General features: G+C 57.5%; 15 protein-coding genes. All 15 read left to right on the top strand.

What is annotated here, in order from left to right:
• Positions 1-558 precede the first annotated feature (558 nt).
• The 15 genes from rpmH (at position 559) to atpA (ending at position 13,880) form a co-directional block, all read left to right on the top strand.
• Positions 559-693, top strand: a complete 135-nt coding sequence (rpmH, locus tag LOY67_RS28320; RefSeq protein WP_003213577.1) for a 50S ribosomal protein L34 — start codon at positions 559-561, stop codon at positions 691-693.
• Between the two features lie 16 nt (positions 694-709).
• Complete coding sequence (gene rnpA, locus LOY67_RS28315) at positions 710-1,111, top strand: ribonuclease P protein component (RefSeq protein WP_265067844.1); 402 nt, start codon at positions 710-712, stop codon at positions 1,109-1,111.
• Complete coding sequence (gene yidD / locus LOY67_RS28310; protein ID WP_010465488.1) at positions 1,104-1,349, top strand: membrane protein insertion efficiency factor YidD; 246 nt, start codon at positions 1,104-1,106, stop codon at positions 1,347-1,349. Before rnpA ends, yidD begins: the two co-directional genes overlap by 8 nt.
• A 2-nt stretch (positions 1,350-1,351) precedes the next feature.
• Entirely contained in the window at positions 1,352-3,034 is a 1,683-nt protein-coding gene (gene yidC / locus LOY67_RS28305) for a membrane protein insertase YidC (protein ID WP_265065379.1), read from the top strand.
• Between the two features lie 79 nt (positions 3,035-3,113).
• Positions 3,114-4,484, top strand: coding sequence for a tRNA uridine-5-carboxymethylaminomethyl(34) synthesis GTPase MnmE (gene mnmE / locus LOY67_RS28300; RefSeq protein WP_265065378.1), 1,371 nt, complete (start codon positions 3,114-3,116; stop codon positions 4,482-4,484).
• A 685-nt stretch (positions 4,485-5,169) separates the two neighbouring features.
• Positions 5,170-7,062: a tRNA uridine-5-carboxymethylaminomethyl(34) synthesis enzyme MnmG gene (gene mnmG, locus LOY67_RS28295; RefSeq protein WP_265065377.1), complete on the top strand. Its 1,893-nt coding sequence runs from the start codon at positions 5,170-5,172 to the stop codon at positions 7,060-7,062.
• Between the two features lie 5 nt (positions 7,063-7,067).
• The gene (gene rsmG / locus LOY67_RS28290; RefSeq protein ID WP_265067843.1) at positions 7,068-7,703 is read left to right on the top strand and encodes a 16S rRNA (guanine(527)-N(7))-methyltransferase RsmG; all 636 of its coding nucleotides are present in this window, start codon (positions 7,068-7,070) and stop codon (positions 7,701-7,703) included.
• An 18-nt stretch (positions 7,704-7,721) separates the two neighbouring features.
• Positions 7,722-8,519 (top strand): ParA family protein, encoded by a 798-nt coding sequence (locus LOY67_RS28285; RefSeq protein ID WP_072397510.1) that lies wholly within the window; start codon positions 7,722-7,724, stop codon positions 8,517-8,519.
• Between the two features lie 9 nt (positions 8,520-8,528).
• Positions 8,529-9,401: a ParB/RepB/Spo0J family partition protein gene (locus tag LOY67_RS28280; RefSeq protein ID WP_265065376.1), complete on the top strand. Its 873-nt coding sequence runs from the start codon at positions 8,529-8,531 to the stop codon at positions 9,399-9,401.
• Between the two features lie 148 nt (positions 9,402-9,549).
• Positions 9,550-9,957, top strand: coding sequence for a F0F1 ATP synthase subunit I (locus LOY67_RS28275; protein WP_139641401.1), 408 nt, complete (start codon positions 9,550-9,552; stop codon positions 9,955-9,957).
• A 16-nt stretch (positions 9,958-9,973) separates the two neighbouring features.
• Positions 9,974-10,843: a F0F1 ATP synthase subunit A gene (atpB, locus tag LOY67_RS28270; protein WP_215000576.1), complete on the top strand. Its 870-nt coding sequence runs from the start codon at positions 9,974-9,976 to the stop codon at positions 10,841-10,843.
• A 134-nt stretch (positions 10,844-10,977) separates the two neighbouring features.
• On the top strand, positions 10,978-11,235 hold the full coding sequence (gene atpE, locus LOY67_RS28265; RefSeq protein WP_003097235.1) for a F0F1 ATP synthase subunit C: 258 nt from the start codon (positions 10,978-10,980) through the stop codon (positions 11,233-11,235).
• A gap of 59 nt (positions 11,236-11,294) precedes the next feature.
• Positions 11,295-11,765 (top strand): F0F1 ATP synthase subunit B, encoded by a 471-nt coding sequence (locus LOY67_RS28260; protein WP_030139033.1) that lies wholly within the window; start codon positions 11,295-11,297, stop codon positions 11,763-11,765.
• Between the two features lie 12 nt (positions 11,766-11,777).
• Positions 11,778-12,314: a F0F1 ATP synthase subunit delta gene (locus LOY67_RS28255; RefSeq protein ID WP_265065375.1), complete on the top strand. Its 537-nt coding sequence runs from the start codon at positions 11,778-11,780 to the stop codon at positions 12,312-12,314.
• Between the two features lie 21 nt (positions 12,315-12,335).
• Positions 12,336-13,880 carry a F0F1 ATP synthase subunit alpha gene (atpA, locus tag LOY67_RS28250; RefSeq protein WP_024777788.1) on the top strand — a complete coding sequence of 515 codons (1,545 nt, stop codon included), beginning with the start codon at positions 12,336-12,338 and terminating at the stop codon, positions 13,878-13,880.
• The last annotated feature ends 45 nt before the right edge of the window (positions 13,881-13,925 follow it).

Here is a 13,925-nt window from a genome sequence, read left to right as displayed (position 1 = left end):
CCCCTAAGTTGAAAGCCGGTGAGGCAAAAACAAGCGGCCATTGTAGCGAGCAGACGTCCACTTATCCACACGCAGGTTCGCCTTCACCCACGATTTATCAATGCGTTAACCCACAAAAAGACGACGGGCGGTCAGTGGATAAGCTCTGTGGATAACCAGCCCTGAGGTCGTTGTACAAGTGGGGTCGAAACTCGGTGGATAAACGCCCTGTGGATAACATCGCTTTCCACACACAGCTTATCCGACCGTGCAGCACAGGCTGGCCACCGCTTTCCCGTGTAGTTGCCATCCTCTGTACATAGCGAAGTACAAGGCCTTGATGCAGTTATCCACAGACAGCTGGCTGCCTAGTCTTTATAAGCTTCACAGAAAAGCTTTAAATAATTCCCTTCTTTATTTCTATATCTGGCGCTGCGTGATGAATCGCTGGGAGCCTGAGCATCTATTTAAAGGAAACGTTGGTTGGAAATTGACCTATGGACTTGCTTTCTCTAGAATCCCCGGTCTCTTAAAACGGGGGCCATTCCGGCCCGTTGTGGACGAACCAGGTAACACGACATGAAACGTACTTTCCAACCAAGCACTATCAAACGCGCTCGTACCCACGGTTTCCGTGCTCGCATGGCTACCAAGAACGGTCGTGCCGTCCTGTCGCGTCGTCGCGCCAAAGGTCGTGCGCGTCTGGCAGTTTGATAATCCGGCACTGGAGGTGAGTCAGGACTTCAGTCGGGAAAAGCGTCTGCTTACACCCCGGCATTTCAAGGCAGTCTTTGACTCCCCTACCGGCAAGGTTCCGGGGAAAAATCTCCTGCTCCTTGCGCGCAGCAACGATCTCGATCACCCCCGCCTAGGGCTGGTTATCGGGAAAAAGAGCGTAAAGCTCTCCGTGCAGCGCAATCGCCTCAAACGTCTGATGCGCGAATCGTTCCGCCTGAACCAGGATTCACTGGTCGGATGGGACATTGTTATCGTCGCGCGCAAAGGTTTGGGGGACGTAGAAAACCCTGAACTGATTCAGCATTTCGGCAAGCTCTGGAAACGTCTGGCCCGCAACAAGCCAGCAGCCCCAGTCAACACCGAAACTGCAGGGGTAGACAGTCCCGATGCGTAAACTGGCACTCGTTCCGATCCAGTTTTACCGTTATGCCATTAGCCCCCTGATGGCCAGTCACTGTCGTTTCTACCCCAGCTGCTCCTGCTACGCGTATGAAGCCATAGAAAATCATGGTCTTCTGCGCGGTGGCTGGCTGACCTTTCGTCGTTTAGGTCGCTGTCATCCGTGGAATCCCGGCGGTTATGACCCGGTTCCGCCTATCCCTACCTCCCGTTCTTCTTCGATGGCCGAGTAATCATGGATATCAAACGCACGATCCTGATCGTCGCCCTGGCAATCGTGTCTTACGTCATGGTTCTTAAATGGAACCAGGACTATGGCCAGGCTGCCCTGCCGACTCAGAATGTTGCAGCCAGCAATACCGCACCGAGCCTGCCGGACACCGCTTCCGGAAACAGTGCAGCCAGCAGTGATGACATTCCACGTGCGGCGAGCGATACCAGTGCTCCAGCCGAAGCTCCTGTGGCTGCAAGCAAGGATCTGATCCAGATCAAGACCGACGTGCTCCAGCTGGCAATCGATCCACAGGGTGGTGACATCGCCCAACTGACGCTGCCGCTTTATCCGCGTCGCCAGGATCATCCGGACATTCCGTTCCAGCTGTTCGATAACGGTAACGAGCGGACCTATCTGGCCCAGAGCGGCCTGATCGGTACCAACGGCCCGGATGCCAGCCCGGCGGGTCGCCCGGTCTACGCTTCGGAGAAGAAGACTTATCAACTGGCTGACGGTCAGGACCAATTGGTCGTGGACCTGAAGTTCAGCAAGGACGGCGTCAACTACATCAAGCGCTTCACGCTCAAACGTGGCCTGTATGACGTAGTGGTGTCCTACCTGATCGATAACCAGAGCGCCCAGCCCTGGTCCGGTGCGATGTTCGCGCAGTTGAAACGCGATGCCAGCGCCGATCCATCTTCCAGCACCGCCACCGGTACCGCGACTTACCTGGGCGCCGCCCTGTGGACAAGTTCCGAGCCGTACAAGAAAGTGTCCATGAAGGACATGGACAAGGCGCAGCTCAAGGAAACCGTCCAAGGTGGCTGGGTTGCCTGGTTGCAGCACTATTTTGTAACCGCCTGGATCCCGCAGAAGGGCGAGAGCAATATCGTCCAGACCCGCAAGGACAGCAAAGGCAACTACATCATCGGCTACACCGGTCCTGCATTGACCGCTGCGCCGGGTGCAAAGGCTGAAACCAGCGCTACCTTGTATGCCGGTCCAAAAAGCCAGGCCGTACTGAAACAGTTGTCCCCAGGTCTGGAATTGACCGTGGACTATGGCTTCCTGTGGTTCATTGCCCAGCCGATCTTCTGGCTGTTGCAACATATCCACAGCATCGTCGGTAACTGGGGCTGGTCGATCATCTTCCTGACCATGCTGATCAAGGGGCTCTTCTTCCCGTTGTCGGCCGCCAGCTACAAGTCCATGGCTCGCATGCGCGCGGTGGCACCGAAACTGGCCGCGCTGAAAGAGCAACATGGCGATGACCGGCAGAAAATGTCCCAGGCCATGATGGAGCTGTACAAGAAAGAGAAAATCAACCCGCTGGGTGGTTGCTTGCCGATTCTCGTACAGATGCCGGTGTTCCTGTCGCTGTATTGGGTGTTGCTCGAAAGCGTGGAGATGCGCCAGGCGCCGTTCATGCTGTGGATTACCGACCTGTCGATCAAGGATCCGTTCTTCATCCTGCCGATCATCATGGGCGCCACCATGTTCATCCAGCAGCAGCTGAACCCGACCCCTCCGGACCCGATGCAGGCGAAGGTCATGAAAATGATGCCAATCATCTTCACCTTCTTCTTCCTGTGGTTCCCGGCAGGTCTTGTGCTGTACTGGGTTGTGAACAACGTGTTGTCCATCACTCAACAGTGGTACATCACGCGTAAGATCGAAGCGGCGACGAAAAAAGCCGAGGCGTAACTTGCACTGTGGATAACCACACAAAACGCCCCCTAGTGGGGCGTTTTGCTATCTGTCACTTTTGTCTGGATACCGGTTTATGAGCGCACCGCGTGAAACCATCGCCGCCGTTGCCACCGCCCAAGGTCGCGGCGGCGTCGGCATCGTCCGTATTTCGGGACCGTTGGCCAGTGTTGCGGCCAAGGCCATCAGCGGTCGTGAACTCAAGCCACGGTTTGCCCACTACGGCCCATTCTTCAGTGACGACCAGCAGGTGCTCGACGAAGGCCTCGCGCTGTATTTCCCGGGACCGAATTCGTTCACCGGTGAAGACGTACTGGAACTGCAGGGTCACGGCGGCCCTATCGTGCTGGACATGCTGCTCAAACGTTGCCTTGAACTGGGTTGTCGCCTGGCCCGGCCGGGCGAATTCAGTGAACGGGCCTTCCTCAACGACAAACTCGACCTGGCCCAGGCCGAGGCCATTGCTGATCTGATCGAAGCCAGCTCGGCACAGGCTGCGCGTAACGCGTTACGTTCGTTGCAGGGTGCATTCTCACAGCGTGTGCAAAACCTCACCGAACAATTGATCGGCCTGCGTATCTACGTCGAGGCGGCGATCGACTTTCCTGAAGAAGAAATCGACTTTCTCGCCGATGGCCATGTGCTGACCATGCTCGATAAGGTCCGCGATGAGTTATCCACAGTACTGCGCGAAGCGGGGCAGGGTGCCTTGTTACGTGACGGTATGACGGTGGTGATCGCTGGACGGCCAAACGCGGGTAAATCCAGCCTGCTGAATGCCTTGGCTGGTCGTGAGGCGGCTATTGTCACGGAGATCGCCGGCACCACCCGGGACATCCTGCGCGAACATATCCACATCGACGGCATGCCGCTGCACGTGGTGGACACTGCGGGGCTGCGAGACACCGATGATCATGTGGAAAAGATTGGCGTCGAACGGGCGCTGAAGGCCATTGGCGAGGCGGATCGCGTATTGCTGGTGGTCGATGCCACTGCACCGGAAGCGGATGACCCATTCGCCTTGTGGCCGGAGTTCCTCGAGGTTCGGCCGGATCCGGCGAAAGTCACCTTGATTCGTAACAAGGCTGACTTGACCGGGGAAGCAATAGTCCTCGAAGTCAGCGTCGATGGCCACGTGACCATCAGCCTGAGCGCGAAGTCGGCTGGGGAAGGCCTGGAGTTGCTGCGCGAGCATCTCAAGGCCTGCATGGGTTACGAGCAGACCTCGGAAAGCAGCTTCAGCGCCCGGCGTCGGCACCTTGAGGCTCTGCGCCATGCCAGCGCCGCCCTGGAACACGGACGCGCACAGCTGACCCTGGCTGGAGCGGGAGAGTTGTTGGCTGAGGATCTCCGTCAGGCCCAGCATTCCCTGGGGGAAATCACCGGCGCATTCAGCTCTGATGACTTGCTGGGGCGGATCTTTTCCAGCTTCTGTATTGGGAAGTGATTTTTACCGAACCTCTTTGCCAGCCATGAGCTGGCCCAGGGTGCAGCTATCCGGAAATTGCGGATAGCTGCCGGCAGTAGAACTACCTGATCCAAGTTGCCAGCGGCCCGCATATTGTAGAAGACGATTGGTGCCTGCGGGGGTGAGCACTCATATCTGCGCCAGCCTCCTGAGCCCCAAATTCCCTCTATCAAACAAACGATTGCCCCTCATGGCGGATTGTCCGTGGGCGCGGCTTCAGCGTTCGGACGCTACGATGCAGTGGATTAAGCCCTGTGAATAACTGCCCCTGAGCGAGGTTGATAAACCCCCTTCAAAACTGAAGACAATTGCCTCTGTGGATAACAACCCCATTAATCCACAGGCTTACACCGGTTATCCAAGCCCCTCATTGGCACCTGAACACAGGGTTTCGAAACTCTGTACATACCGTAGATTATGGCCTGTAGAGATTTATCCACAGATAGGGTGCTCAGTAAGAATAAACATAAAAACAAAGATTTTATAAATTTCTTTCTTTTTTATTTTTTTAACCGCGAGTTCTCCACAGCTGGTTAAATTTTGTGCAAAGGGTTCTTTAGGAAAGGGGAAGTCCCTATACTTGCCGACCTGGTCCAGAAAACGTTTGGGCCAGGCTCATAACCTATTTCCGAATTACCTGAATTAAGCAGGCACGAGGTGCGTGGTGGATTTCCCTTCCCGTTTTGAAGTGATCGTCATCGGCGGCGGTCATGCCGGTACCGAGGCAGCACTTGCATCAGCACGCATGGGTGTAAAGACCCTGCTGTTGACGCATAACGTGGAAACCCTCGGTGCCATGAGCTGCAACCCGGCCATTGGTGGCATCGGCAAAAGCCACTTGGTCAAGGAAATCGACGCCCTCGCTGGCGCTATGGCGATAGCTACCGATAAAGGTGGTATCCAGTTTCGCGTATTGAACAGCCGCAAAGGTCCCGCGGTACGGGCCACTCGTGCCCAGGCCGACCGGGTCTTGTACAAGGCGGCTGTCCGCGAAATCCTGGAGAACCAGCCGAACCTGTGGATATTCCAACAAGCGGCCGATGACCTGATCGTCGAACAAGACCAGGTCCGCGGTGTTGTCACCCAAATGGGCCTGCGTTTCTTCGCTGATTCCGTCGTGTTGACCACCGGGACCTTCCTCGGTGGACTTATCCACATCGGAATGCAGAACTATTCCGGTGGCCGCGCGGGCGATCCGCCGTCGATTGCCTTGGCTCAACGTCTGCGTGAATTGCCGCTGCGTGTAGGTCGCCTGAAAACCGGTACGCCACCGCGAATTGACGGTCGGTCTGTGGATTTCTCGGTCATGACCGAACAACCGGGTGATACGCCGATCCCGGTGATGTCGTTCATGGGCTCGAAAGAGCAGCACCCGCAACAGGTGAGCTGCTGGATTACCCACACCAATGCCCGCACCCACGAAATCATTGCCGCCAACCTGGATCGCTCGCCGATGTATTCCGGCGTGATCGAAGGCGTTGGTCCACGTTATTGCCCGTCTATCGAAGACAAGATCCACCGCTTTGCCGATAAGGAAAGCCATCAGGTCTTTATCGAACCGGAAGGCCTGACCACCCATGAGCTGTACCCGAACGGGATCTCGACTTCCCTGCCGTTCGATGTGCAACTGCAGATCGTGCAATCGATCCGCGGCATGGAAAATGCCCACATCGTGCGGCCGGGCTACGCCATCGAATACGACTACTTCGACCCGCGTGACCTGAAGTACAGCCTGGAAACCAAAGTCATTGGCGGGCTGTTCTTTGCCGGGCAGATCAACGGCACCACCGGTTACGAAGAAGCCGGAGCCCAGGGTTTGCTGGCCGGAACCAACGCTGCACTGCGTGCCCAGGGCAAAGACAGCTGGTGCCCGCGTCGCGATGAAGCGTACATCGGCGTGCTGGTGGACGATCTGATTACCCTCGGCACCCAGGAACCGTATCGGATGTTTACCTCCCGTGCGGAATATCGCCTGATCCTGCGCGAAGACAACGCTGATCTGCGCCTGACCGAGAAAGGTCGGGAGCTGGGGCTGGTGGATGACGTGCGTTGGGCCGCGTTCTGCAAGAAACGCGAAGGCATCGAACTCGAAGAACAACGGCTGAAAAGCACCTGGGTTCGGCCCGGTACCGAACAGGGCGATGCCATCGCGGCGAAATTCGGCACGCCGCTGACGCACGAATACAACCTGCTCAACCTGTTGAGCAGGCCGGAAATCGATTACGCCGGGCTGGTGGAAGTGACCGGCCAGGGCGCAGACGATCCACAGGTCGCCGAACAGGTCGAGATCAAGACCAAGTACGCCGGCTACATCGACCGCCAGCAGGACGAAATCGCCCGCTTGCGCGCCAGCGAAGACACGAAACTGCCTGTGGATATCGATTACACGGTCATTTCCGGCCTGTCGAAGGAAATCCAGAGCAAGCTCGGCGCAACGCGGCCGGAAACCCTGGGCCAGGCATCGCGTATCCCTGGTGTTACCCCGGCGGCAATTTCCCTGTTGATGATTCATTTGAAAAAACGCGGCGCGGGCCGTCAGTTGGAGCAAAGCGCTTGAGTTCGATGGTCACCTCGCAACACGCCGAAGAGTTATCCACAGGCGCCCGTCAGCTCGGGGTCAACCTGAACGAAGCCCAACACACGCAACTGCTGGGTTACCTGGCGTTGTTGATCAAATGGAACAAGGCTTACAACCTGACTGCCGTGCGCGATCCGGATGAAATGGTGTCGAGGCATCTGCTCGACAGTCTCAGCGTGATGTCTTTTATCGAAAACGGTCGCTGGCTCGATGTCGGCAGCGGTGGGGGCATGCCAGGAATCCCACTCGCGATCCTGTTTCCGGATGCGCAAGTGACGTGCCTGGACAGCAACGGTAAGAAAACCCGCTTCCTGACCCAGGTCAAACTCGAGCTCAAGCTGGACAACCTGCAAGTTATCCACAGTCGGGTCGAAGCGTTCCAACCTGCACAGCCGTTCAACGGGATCATCTCCCGGGCATTCAGCAGCATGGAGAATTTCAGCAACTGGACTCGCCACCTGGGCGATGTCGAAACGCGCTGGCTGGCAATGAAGGGCGTTCATCCGGCCGATGAGCTGGTAGCATTGCCGTCGGATTTCCACCTCGATAGCGAACACGCCCTGGCCGTACCTGGTTGCCAAGGCCAACGCCATCTGCTGATACTGCGCCGCACGGCATGATTGGGAACACAAGCAAGAATGGCTAAGGTATTCGCGATAGCGAACCAGAAGGGTGGTGTGGGCAAGACCACCACCTGCATCAACCTCGCAGCATCCCTGGTCGCGACCAAGCGCCGGGTGCTGCTGATCGACCTTGATCCACAGGGCAACGCCACCATGGGCAGCGGTGTGGATAAACATGGCCTGGAAAACTCCATCTACGACGTCCTGATCGGTGAATGCGATCTGGGCCAGGCCATGCATTTCTCCGAACACGGCGGTTATCAACTGCTGCCGGCCAACCGTGACCTGACGGCAGCCGAAGTGGTGCTGCTGGAAATGCAGATGAAGGAAAGCCGTCTGCGCAGCGCATTGGCGCCGATCCGGGAGAACTACGATTACATCCTGATCGACTGCCCGCCGTCGCTGTCGATGCTGACCCTCAATGCGCTGGTGGCCGCCGATGGGGTGATCATCCCCATGCAATGCGAGTACTTTGCCTTGGAAGGGTTGAGTGACCTTGTGGATAACATCAAGCGCATCTCCGAATTGCTGAATCCGGAGCTGAAGGTCGAAGGCCTGCTGCGGACCATGTACGACCCGCGCCTGAGCCTGATGAACGACGTATCGGTCCAGCTCAAGGAACACTTCGGCGAGCAGCTCTACGACACGGTCATTCCTCGTAACATTCGTCTGGCCGAGGCGCCGAGCTACGGCATGCCGGCCCTGGCCTATGACAAACAATCCCGTGGTGCGCTGGCTTACCTGGCCCTGGCGGGCGAAATGGTTCGCCGTCAGCGCCGCAACCCACGCACCGCTGCCGCCCAGCCAACTTAAGGAAACCCCATGGCCGTCAAGAAACGTGGTCTCGGACGTGGACTGGATGCGCTGCTCAGCGGTCCCACCGTCAGTGCGCTGGAGGACCAGGCCGTACAGGCTGATGAACGCGAGCTGCAGCACTTGCCGCTGGACCTGATCCAGCGCGGCAAGTATCAGCCACGCCGGGACATGGATCCGCAGGCGCTGGAAGAACTGGCCCAGTCGATCAAGGCCCAGGGCGTGATGCAGCCGATCGTGGTTCGTTCGATCGGCAGCGGGCGCTTCGAGATCATTGCCGGCGAACGCCGCTGGCGCGCCAGTCAACAGGCCGGGCAGGAAACCATTCCGGCGATGGTGCGCGACGTATCGGATGAAACCGCCATTGCCATGGCGCTGATCGAGAACATCCAGCGCGAAGACCTCAACCCGATCGAGGAAGCGGTCGCCCTGCAGCGTCTGCAACAGGAATTCCAGCTGACTCAGCAACAGGTTGCCGAAGCGGTGGGCAAGTCCCGTGTGACCGTGGCCAACCTGCTGCGCCTGATCGCATTGCCGGAAGTGATCAAGACCATGCTGTCCCATGGCGACCTGGAAATGGGTCATGCCCGGGCTTTGCTCGGTTTGCCGGAAAATCAACAGGTTGAAGGGGCGCGACATGTTGTCGCACGGGGCCTGACCGTGCGCCAAACCGAGGCACTGGTTCGGCAGTGGCTGAGCGGCAAACCAGCCCCGGTCGAAGCACCGAAACCGGACCCGGATATCGCCCGCCTGGAACAGCGCCTGGCCGAGCGGCTGGGCTCTACAGTGCAGATTCGCCATGGCAAGAAGGGCAAGGGCCAACTGGTGATCGGCTATAACTCCCTCGATGAGCTGCAGGGAGTCCTTGCGCACATTCGCTGAAACAATTGCCCTTGTAGCGTGCAGTCGGAAATCACTACCCGGCAGTTGAATAGGGGCAGAACCGCCCCTATACTCTGCGCGCATTTTGTCGGCACAAATTATGCCAAGTTATTGATTTCAGGCAGCCGACCATTGGAGAGCAAAAGCGATGGAAACACGCACGCCAAACCGCCTGCCATTCCATCGTCTGGCTGTTTTCCCGGTGTTGATGACCCAGTTGGTCGTTGTACTGATCGCCTCATTGGCGCTCTGGCAATGGCGCGGTGTCGTTGCCGGATATTCAGGTCTTTGCGGAGGCCTGATAGCCTTGCTTCCCAATATTTACTTCGCTCACAGGGCATTTCGGTTTTCCGGCGCCCGAGCAGCCCAAGCCATCGTCCGGTCTTTTTATGCCGGCGAGGCGGGGAAACTGATTTTGACGGCAGTGCTGTTTGCATTGACGTTCGCAGGTGTGAAGCCATTGGCGCCGCTGGCTGTATTCGGCGTCTTCCTGCTGACCCAGATGGTCAGCTGGTTCGCTCCCCTGCTAATGAGAACAAGACTTTCGAGACCTTAGGGCGTTTGAGGCAACCATGGCAGAGACAACCGCTTCGGGCTATATCCAGCACCACTTGCAGAACCTGACCTTCGGTCAGCTACCCAACGGCGGCTGGGGCTTTGCCCACTCCGCAGCAGAAGCCAAGGAAATGGGTTTCTGGGCTTTCCACGTCGATACCCTCGGCTGGTCGGTCGCGCTGGGCCTGATCTTCGTTTTCCTTTTCCGCATGGCGGCCAAGAAGGCGACGTCGGGCCAGCCAGGCGCACTGCAGAACTTCGTTGAAGTCCTGGTCGAGTTCGTCGACGGCAGCGTGAAGGACAGCTTCCACGGTCGTAGCCCGGTGATCGCACCGCTGGCACTGACCATCTTCGTCTGGGTGTTCCTGATGAACGCCGTCGACCTGGTACCGGTCGACTGGATTCCTCAACTGGCCATCCTGATCTCCGGTGACCACCACATCCCGTTCCGCGCCGTGTCGACTACTGACCCGAACGCGACCCTGGGCATGGCGTTCTCGGTTTTCGCACTGATCATTTTCTATAGCATCAAGGTCAAGGGCCTCGGCGGCTTCATCGGCGAACTGACCCTGCACCCGTTCGGCAGCAAGAACATCCTCGTTCAAGCGCTGCTGATCCCGGTGAACTTCCTGCTGGAATTCGTGACCCTGATCGCCAAGCCAATCTCTCTGGCTCTGCGTCTGTTCGGCAACATGTATGCCGGCGAGCTGGTGTTCATCCTGATCGCTGTGATGTTCGGCAGCGGCCTGCTCTGGCTCAGCGGCCTGGGCGTCGTACTGCAGTGGGCGTGGGCTGTGTTCCACATCCTGATCATCACCCTGCAGGCGTTCATCTTCATGATGCTGACCATCGTCTACCTGTCGATGGCGCACGAAGAAAACCATTAAGGCCAGTCTCGACTAGTCTGATGTCCTTCCCGGTCAAACGGGAAGGGGCCCGAACAGGCCATGATGAAACGATTTGTTTTACCGCTTTAAATTAAAAAAACCTAAACCATACGACGTAAAAGTCGGGAGGAAAGATGGAAACTGTAGTTGGTCTAACCGCTATCGCTGTTGCACTGTTGATCGGCCTGGGCGCACTGGGTACCGCAATTGGTTTCGGCCTGCTGGGCGGCAAGTTCCTGGAAGGCGCTGCGCGTCAGCCGGAAATGGTTCCAATGCTGCAAGTCAAAATGTTCATCGTTGCCGGTCTGCTCGACGCCGTGACCATGATCGGTGTTGGTATCGCTCTGTTCTTCACCTTTGCGAACCCGTTCGTTGGTCAGATCGCTGGCTAATTACTCGGATTCTTTCGAGTAGTTTGATGTGATGGACAACGTAACTGCGAGGTGTTGGCGTGAACATTAATGCGACCCTGATTGGCCAGTCCGTTGCGTTCCTGATTTTTGTACTGTTCTGCATGAAGTTCGTATGGCCTCCGGTCATTGCGGCATTGCACGAACGTCAAAAGAAGATCGCTGATGGTCTGGACGCTGCCAGCCGAGCAGCTCGCGACCTGGAGTTGGCCCATGAGAAAGTGGGTCAGCAACTGCGCGAAGCGAAAGCTCAGGCAGCTGAAATCATCGAGCAAGCCAAGAAACGCGGTACCCAGATTGTCGACGAAGCCCGTGAACAGGCTCGTGTCGAAGCTGACCGTGTGAAGGCTCAGGCTCAAGCCGAGATCGAACAGGAACTCAACAGTGTCAAAGACGCGCTGCGTGCCCAAGTGGGTAGCCTGGCCGTTGGCGGTGCTTCGAAGATCCTGGGTGCCACAATCGATCAAAACGCGCACGCAGAGCTGGTTAACCAACTGGCTGCTGAAATCTAAGCGAGGGCGATCATGGCAGAACTGACCACGTTGGCCCGACCTTACGCTAAGGCGGCCTTCGAGCACGCTCAGGCCCACCAGCAACTGGCCAATTGGTCAGCCATGCTCGGCCTGGCTGCAGCGGTGTCGCAAGACGACACCATGCAGCGCGTGCTCAAGGCCCCGCGACTGACGAGCGCAGAAAAGGCCGCCACGTTCATTGACGTGTGCGGCGAAAAGTTCGATGCCAAGGCACAGAATTTCATTCACGTCGTTGCTGAAAACGACCGTCTCCCGCTTCTGCCGGAGATCGCCGCCCTGTTCGACCTGTACAAGGCCGAGCAGGAGAAATCGGTAGACGTGGAAGTCACCAGTGCTTTTGCATTGAACCAAGAACAGCAAGACAAACTCGCCAAGGTTCTCAGTGCACGACTCAACCGGGAAGTGCGCCTGCAAGTCGAGGAAGACAAGTCCCTCATCGGGGGCGTTGTCATCCGCGCCGGCGACCTGGTTATCGATGGCTCGATTCGCGGCAAAATCGCGAAACTTGCCGAAGCATTGAAATCTTGAGTTTGAAGGGGCAGCAGAGCAATGCAGCAACTCAATCCTTCCGAAATAAGTGAAATTATCAAGGGCCGCATCGAAAAGCTCGATGTGACCTCCCAAGCCCGTAACGAAGGCACTGTCGTCAGCGTATCTGACGGTATCGTGCGGATTCACGGTCTGGCCGACGTCATGTACGGTGAGATGATCGAGTTTCCGGGCGGCGTCTACGGTATGGCCCTCAACCTGGAGCAAGACTCCGTAGGTGCCGTTGTACTGGGCGCCTACACGACTCTGGCTGAAGGCATGAGCGCCAAGTGCACCGGCCGCATCCTCGAAGTTCCGGTTGGTAAGGAACTGCTGGGTCGCGTAGTCGACGCACTGGGTAACCCTGTTGACGGCAAAGGTCCGCTGAACAACACCGAGACCGACGCGGTCGAGAAAGTTGCTCCGGGCGTGATCTGGCGTAAGTCGGTAGACCAGCCTGTACAGACTGGCTACAAGGCTGTCGATGCCATGATCCCTGTCGGCCGTGGCCAGCGTGAGCTGATCATCGGTGACCGTCAGATCGGTAAGACCGCTCTGGCGATCGACGCGATCATCAACCAGAAAAACAGCGGTATCTTCTGCGTATACGTGGCAATCGGTCAGAAGCAATCGACCATCGCCAACGTGGTTCGCAAGCTGGAAGAGAACGGTGCACTGGCTAACACCATCATCGTTGCTGCCAGTGCTTCCGAATCGGCCGCACTGCAGTTCCTGGCACCGTACTCCGGTTGCACCATGGGCGAATACTTCCGCGACCGCGGTGAAGACGCGCTGATCGTCTATGACGATCTGTCCAAGCAAGCAGTGGCTTACCGCCAGATCTCCCTGCTGCTGCGCCGTCCGCCAGGCCGTGAAGCCTACCCAGGTGACGTGTTCTATCTCCACTCCCGTCTGCTGGAGCGCGCATCCCGCGTTTCGGAAGAATACGTAGAGAAGTTCACCAATGGCGCAGTGACCGGCAAGACCGGTTCCCTGACCGCCCTGCCGATCATCGAAACCCAGGCTGGCGACGTTTCCGCGTTCGTTCCGACCAACGTGATTTCCATCACCGACGGTCAGATCTTCCTGGAATCGGCCATGTTCAACTCGGGCATCCGTCCTGCAGTGAACGCCGGTGTTTCGGTATCCCGTGTAGGTGGTGCCGCTCAGACCAAGATCATCAAGAAGCTGTCCGGTGGTATCCGTACCGCCCTGGCCCAGTACCGTGAACTGGCGGCATTCGCCCAGTTCGCATCTGACCTGGACGAAGCGACCCGTAAGCAACTTGAGCATGGTCAGCGCGTTACCGAGCTGATGAAGCAGAAGCAATACGCACCGATGTCGATCGCTGACATGGCGCTGTCGCTGTATGCCGCTGAGCGTGGGTTCCTGACTGACATTGAAATCGCCAAGATCGGCAGCTTCGAACAAGCGCTGATTGCTTTCTTCAACCGCGATCACGCCGATTTGATGGCCAAGATCAACGTGAAGGGTGACTTCAATGACGAAATCGACGCTGGCCTCAAAGCCGGTATCGAGAAGTTCAAGGCCACCCAAACCTGGTAAGCCGCAGCGGGAGCCGCAAGGCTCCCGCTTGCTAACCTGATAGGT

Source organism: Pseudomonas sp. B21-056, from assembly GCF_026016325.1.
Classification (GTDB): Bacteria; Pseudomonadota; Gammaproteobacteria; order Pseudomonadales; family Pseudomonadaceae; genus Aquipseudomonas.
The sequence above is the reverse complement of the archived record's forward strand: the minus strand, read 5'-3'. Positions and strand labels throughout refer to the sequence as shown.

What these genes read in the sequence shown, in the direction of transcription:
- rpmH (WP_003213577.1), top strand. Translation starts at nt 559, where the DNA reads ATGAAACGTACTTTCCAACCAAGCACTATCAAACGCGCTCGTACCCAC.
- yidD (WP_010465488.1), top strand. Translation starts at nt 1,104, where the DNA reads ATGCGTAAACTGGCACTCGTTCCGATCCAGTTTTACCGTTATGCCATT.
- yidC (WP_265065379.1), top strand. Translation starts at nt 1,352, where the DNA reads ATGGATATCAAACGCACGATCCTGATCGTCGCCCTGGCAATCGTGTCT.
- mnmE (WP_265065378.1), top strand. Translation starts at nt 3,114, where the DNA reads ATGAGCGCACCGCGTGAAACCATCGCCGCCGTTGCCACCGCCCAAGGT.
- rsmG (WP_265067843.1), top strand. Translation starts at nt 7,068, where the DNA reads ATGGTCACCTCGCAACACGCCGAAGAGTTATCCACAGGCGCCCGTCAG.
- LOY67_RS28285 (WP_072397510.1), top strand. Translation starts at nt 7,722, where the DNA reads ATGGCTAAGGTATTCGCGATAGCGAACCAGAAGGGTGGTGTGGGCAAG.
- LOY67_RS28280 (WP_265065376.1), top strand. Translation starts at nt 8,529, where the DNA reads ATGGCCGTCAAGAAACGTGGTCTCGGACGTGGACTGGATGCGCTGCTC.
- LOY67_RS28275 (WP_139641401.1), top strand. Translation starts at nt 9,550, where the DNA reads ATGGAAACACGCACGCCAAACCGCCTGCCATTCCATCGTCTGGCTGTT.
- atpB (WP_215000576.1), top strand. Translation starts at nt 9,974, where the DNA reads ATGGCAGAGACAACCGCTTCGGGCTATATCCAGCACCACTTGCAGAAC.
- atpE (WP_003097235.1), top strand. Translation starts at nt 10,978, where the DNA reads ATGGAAACTGTAGTTGGTCTAACCGCTATCGCTGTTGCACTGTTGATC.
- LOY67_RS28255 (WP_265065375.1), top strand. Translation starts at nt 11,778, where the DNA reads ATGGCAGAACTGACCACGTTGGCCCGACCTTACGCTAAGGCGGCCTTC.
- atpA (WP_024777788.1), top strand. Translation starts at nt 12,336, where the DNA reads ATGCAGCAACTCAATCCTTCCGAAATAAGTGAAATTATCAAGGGCCGC.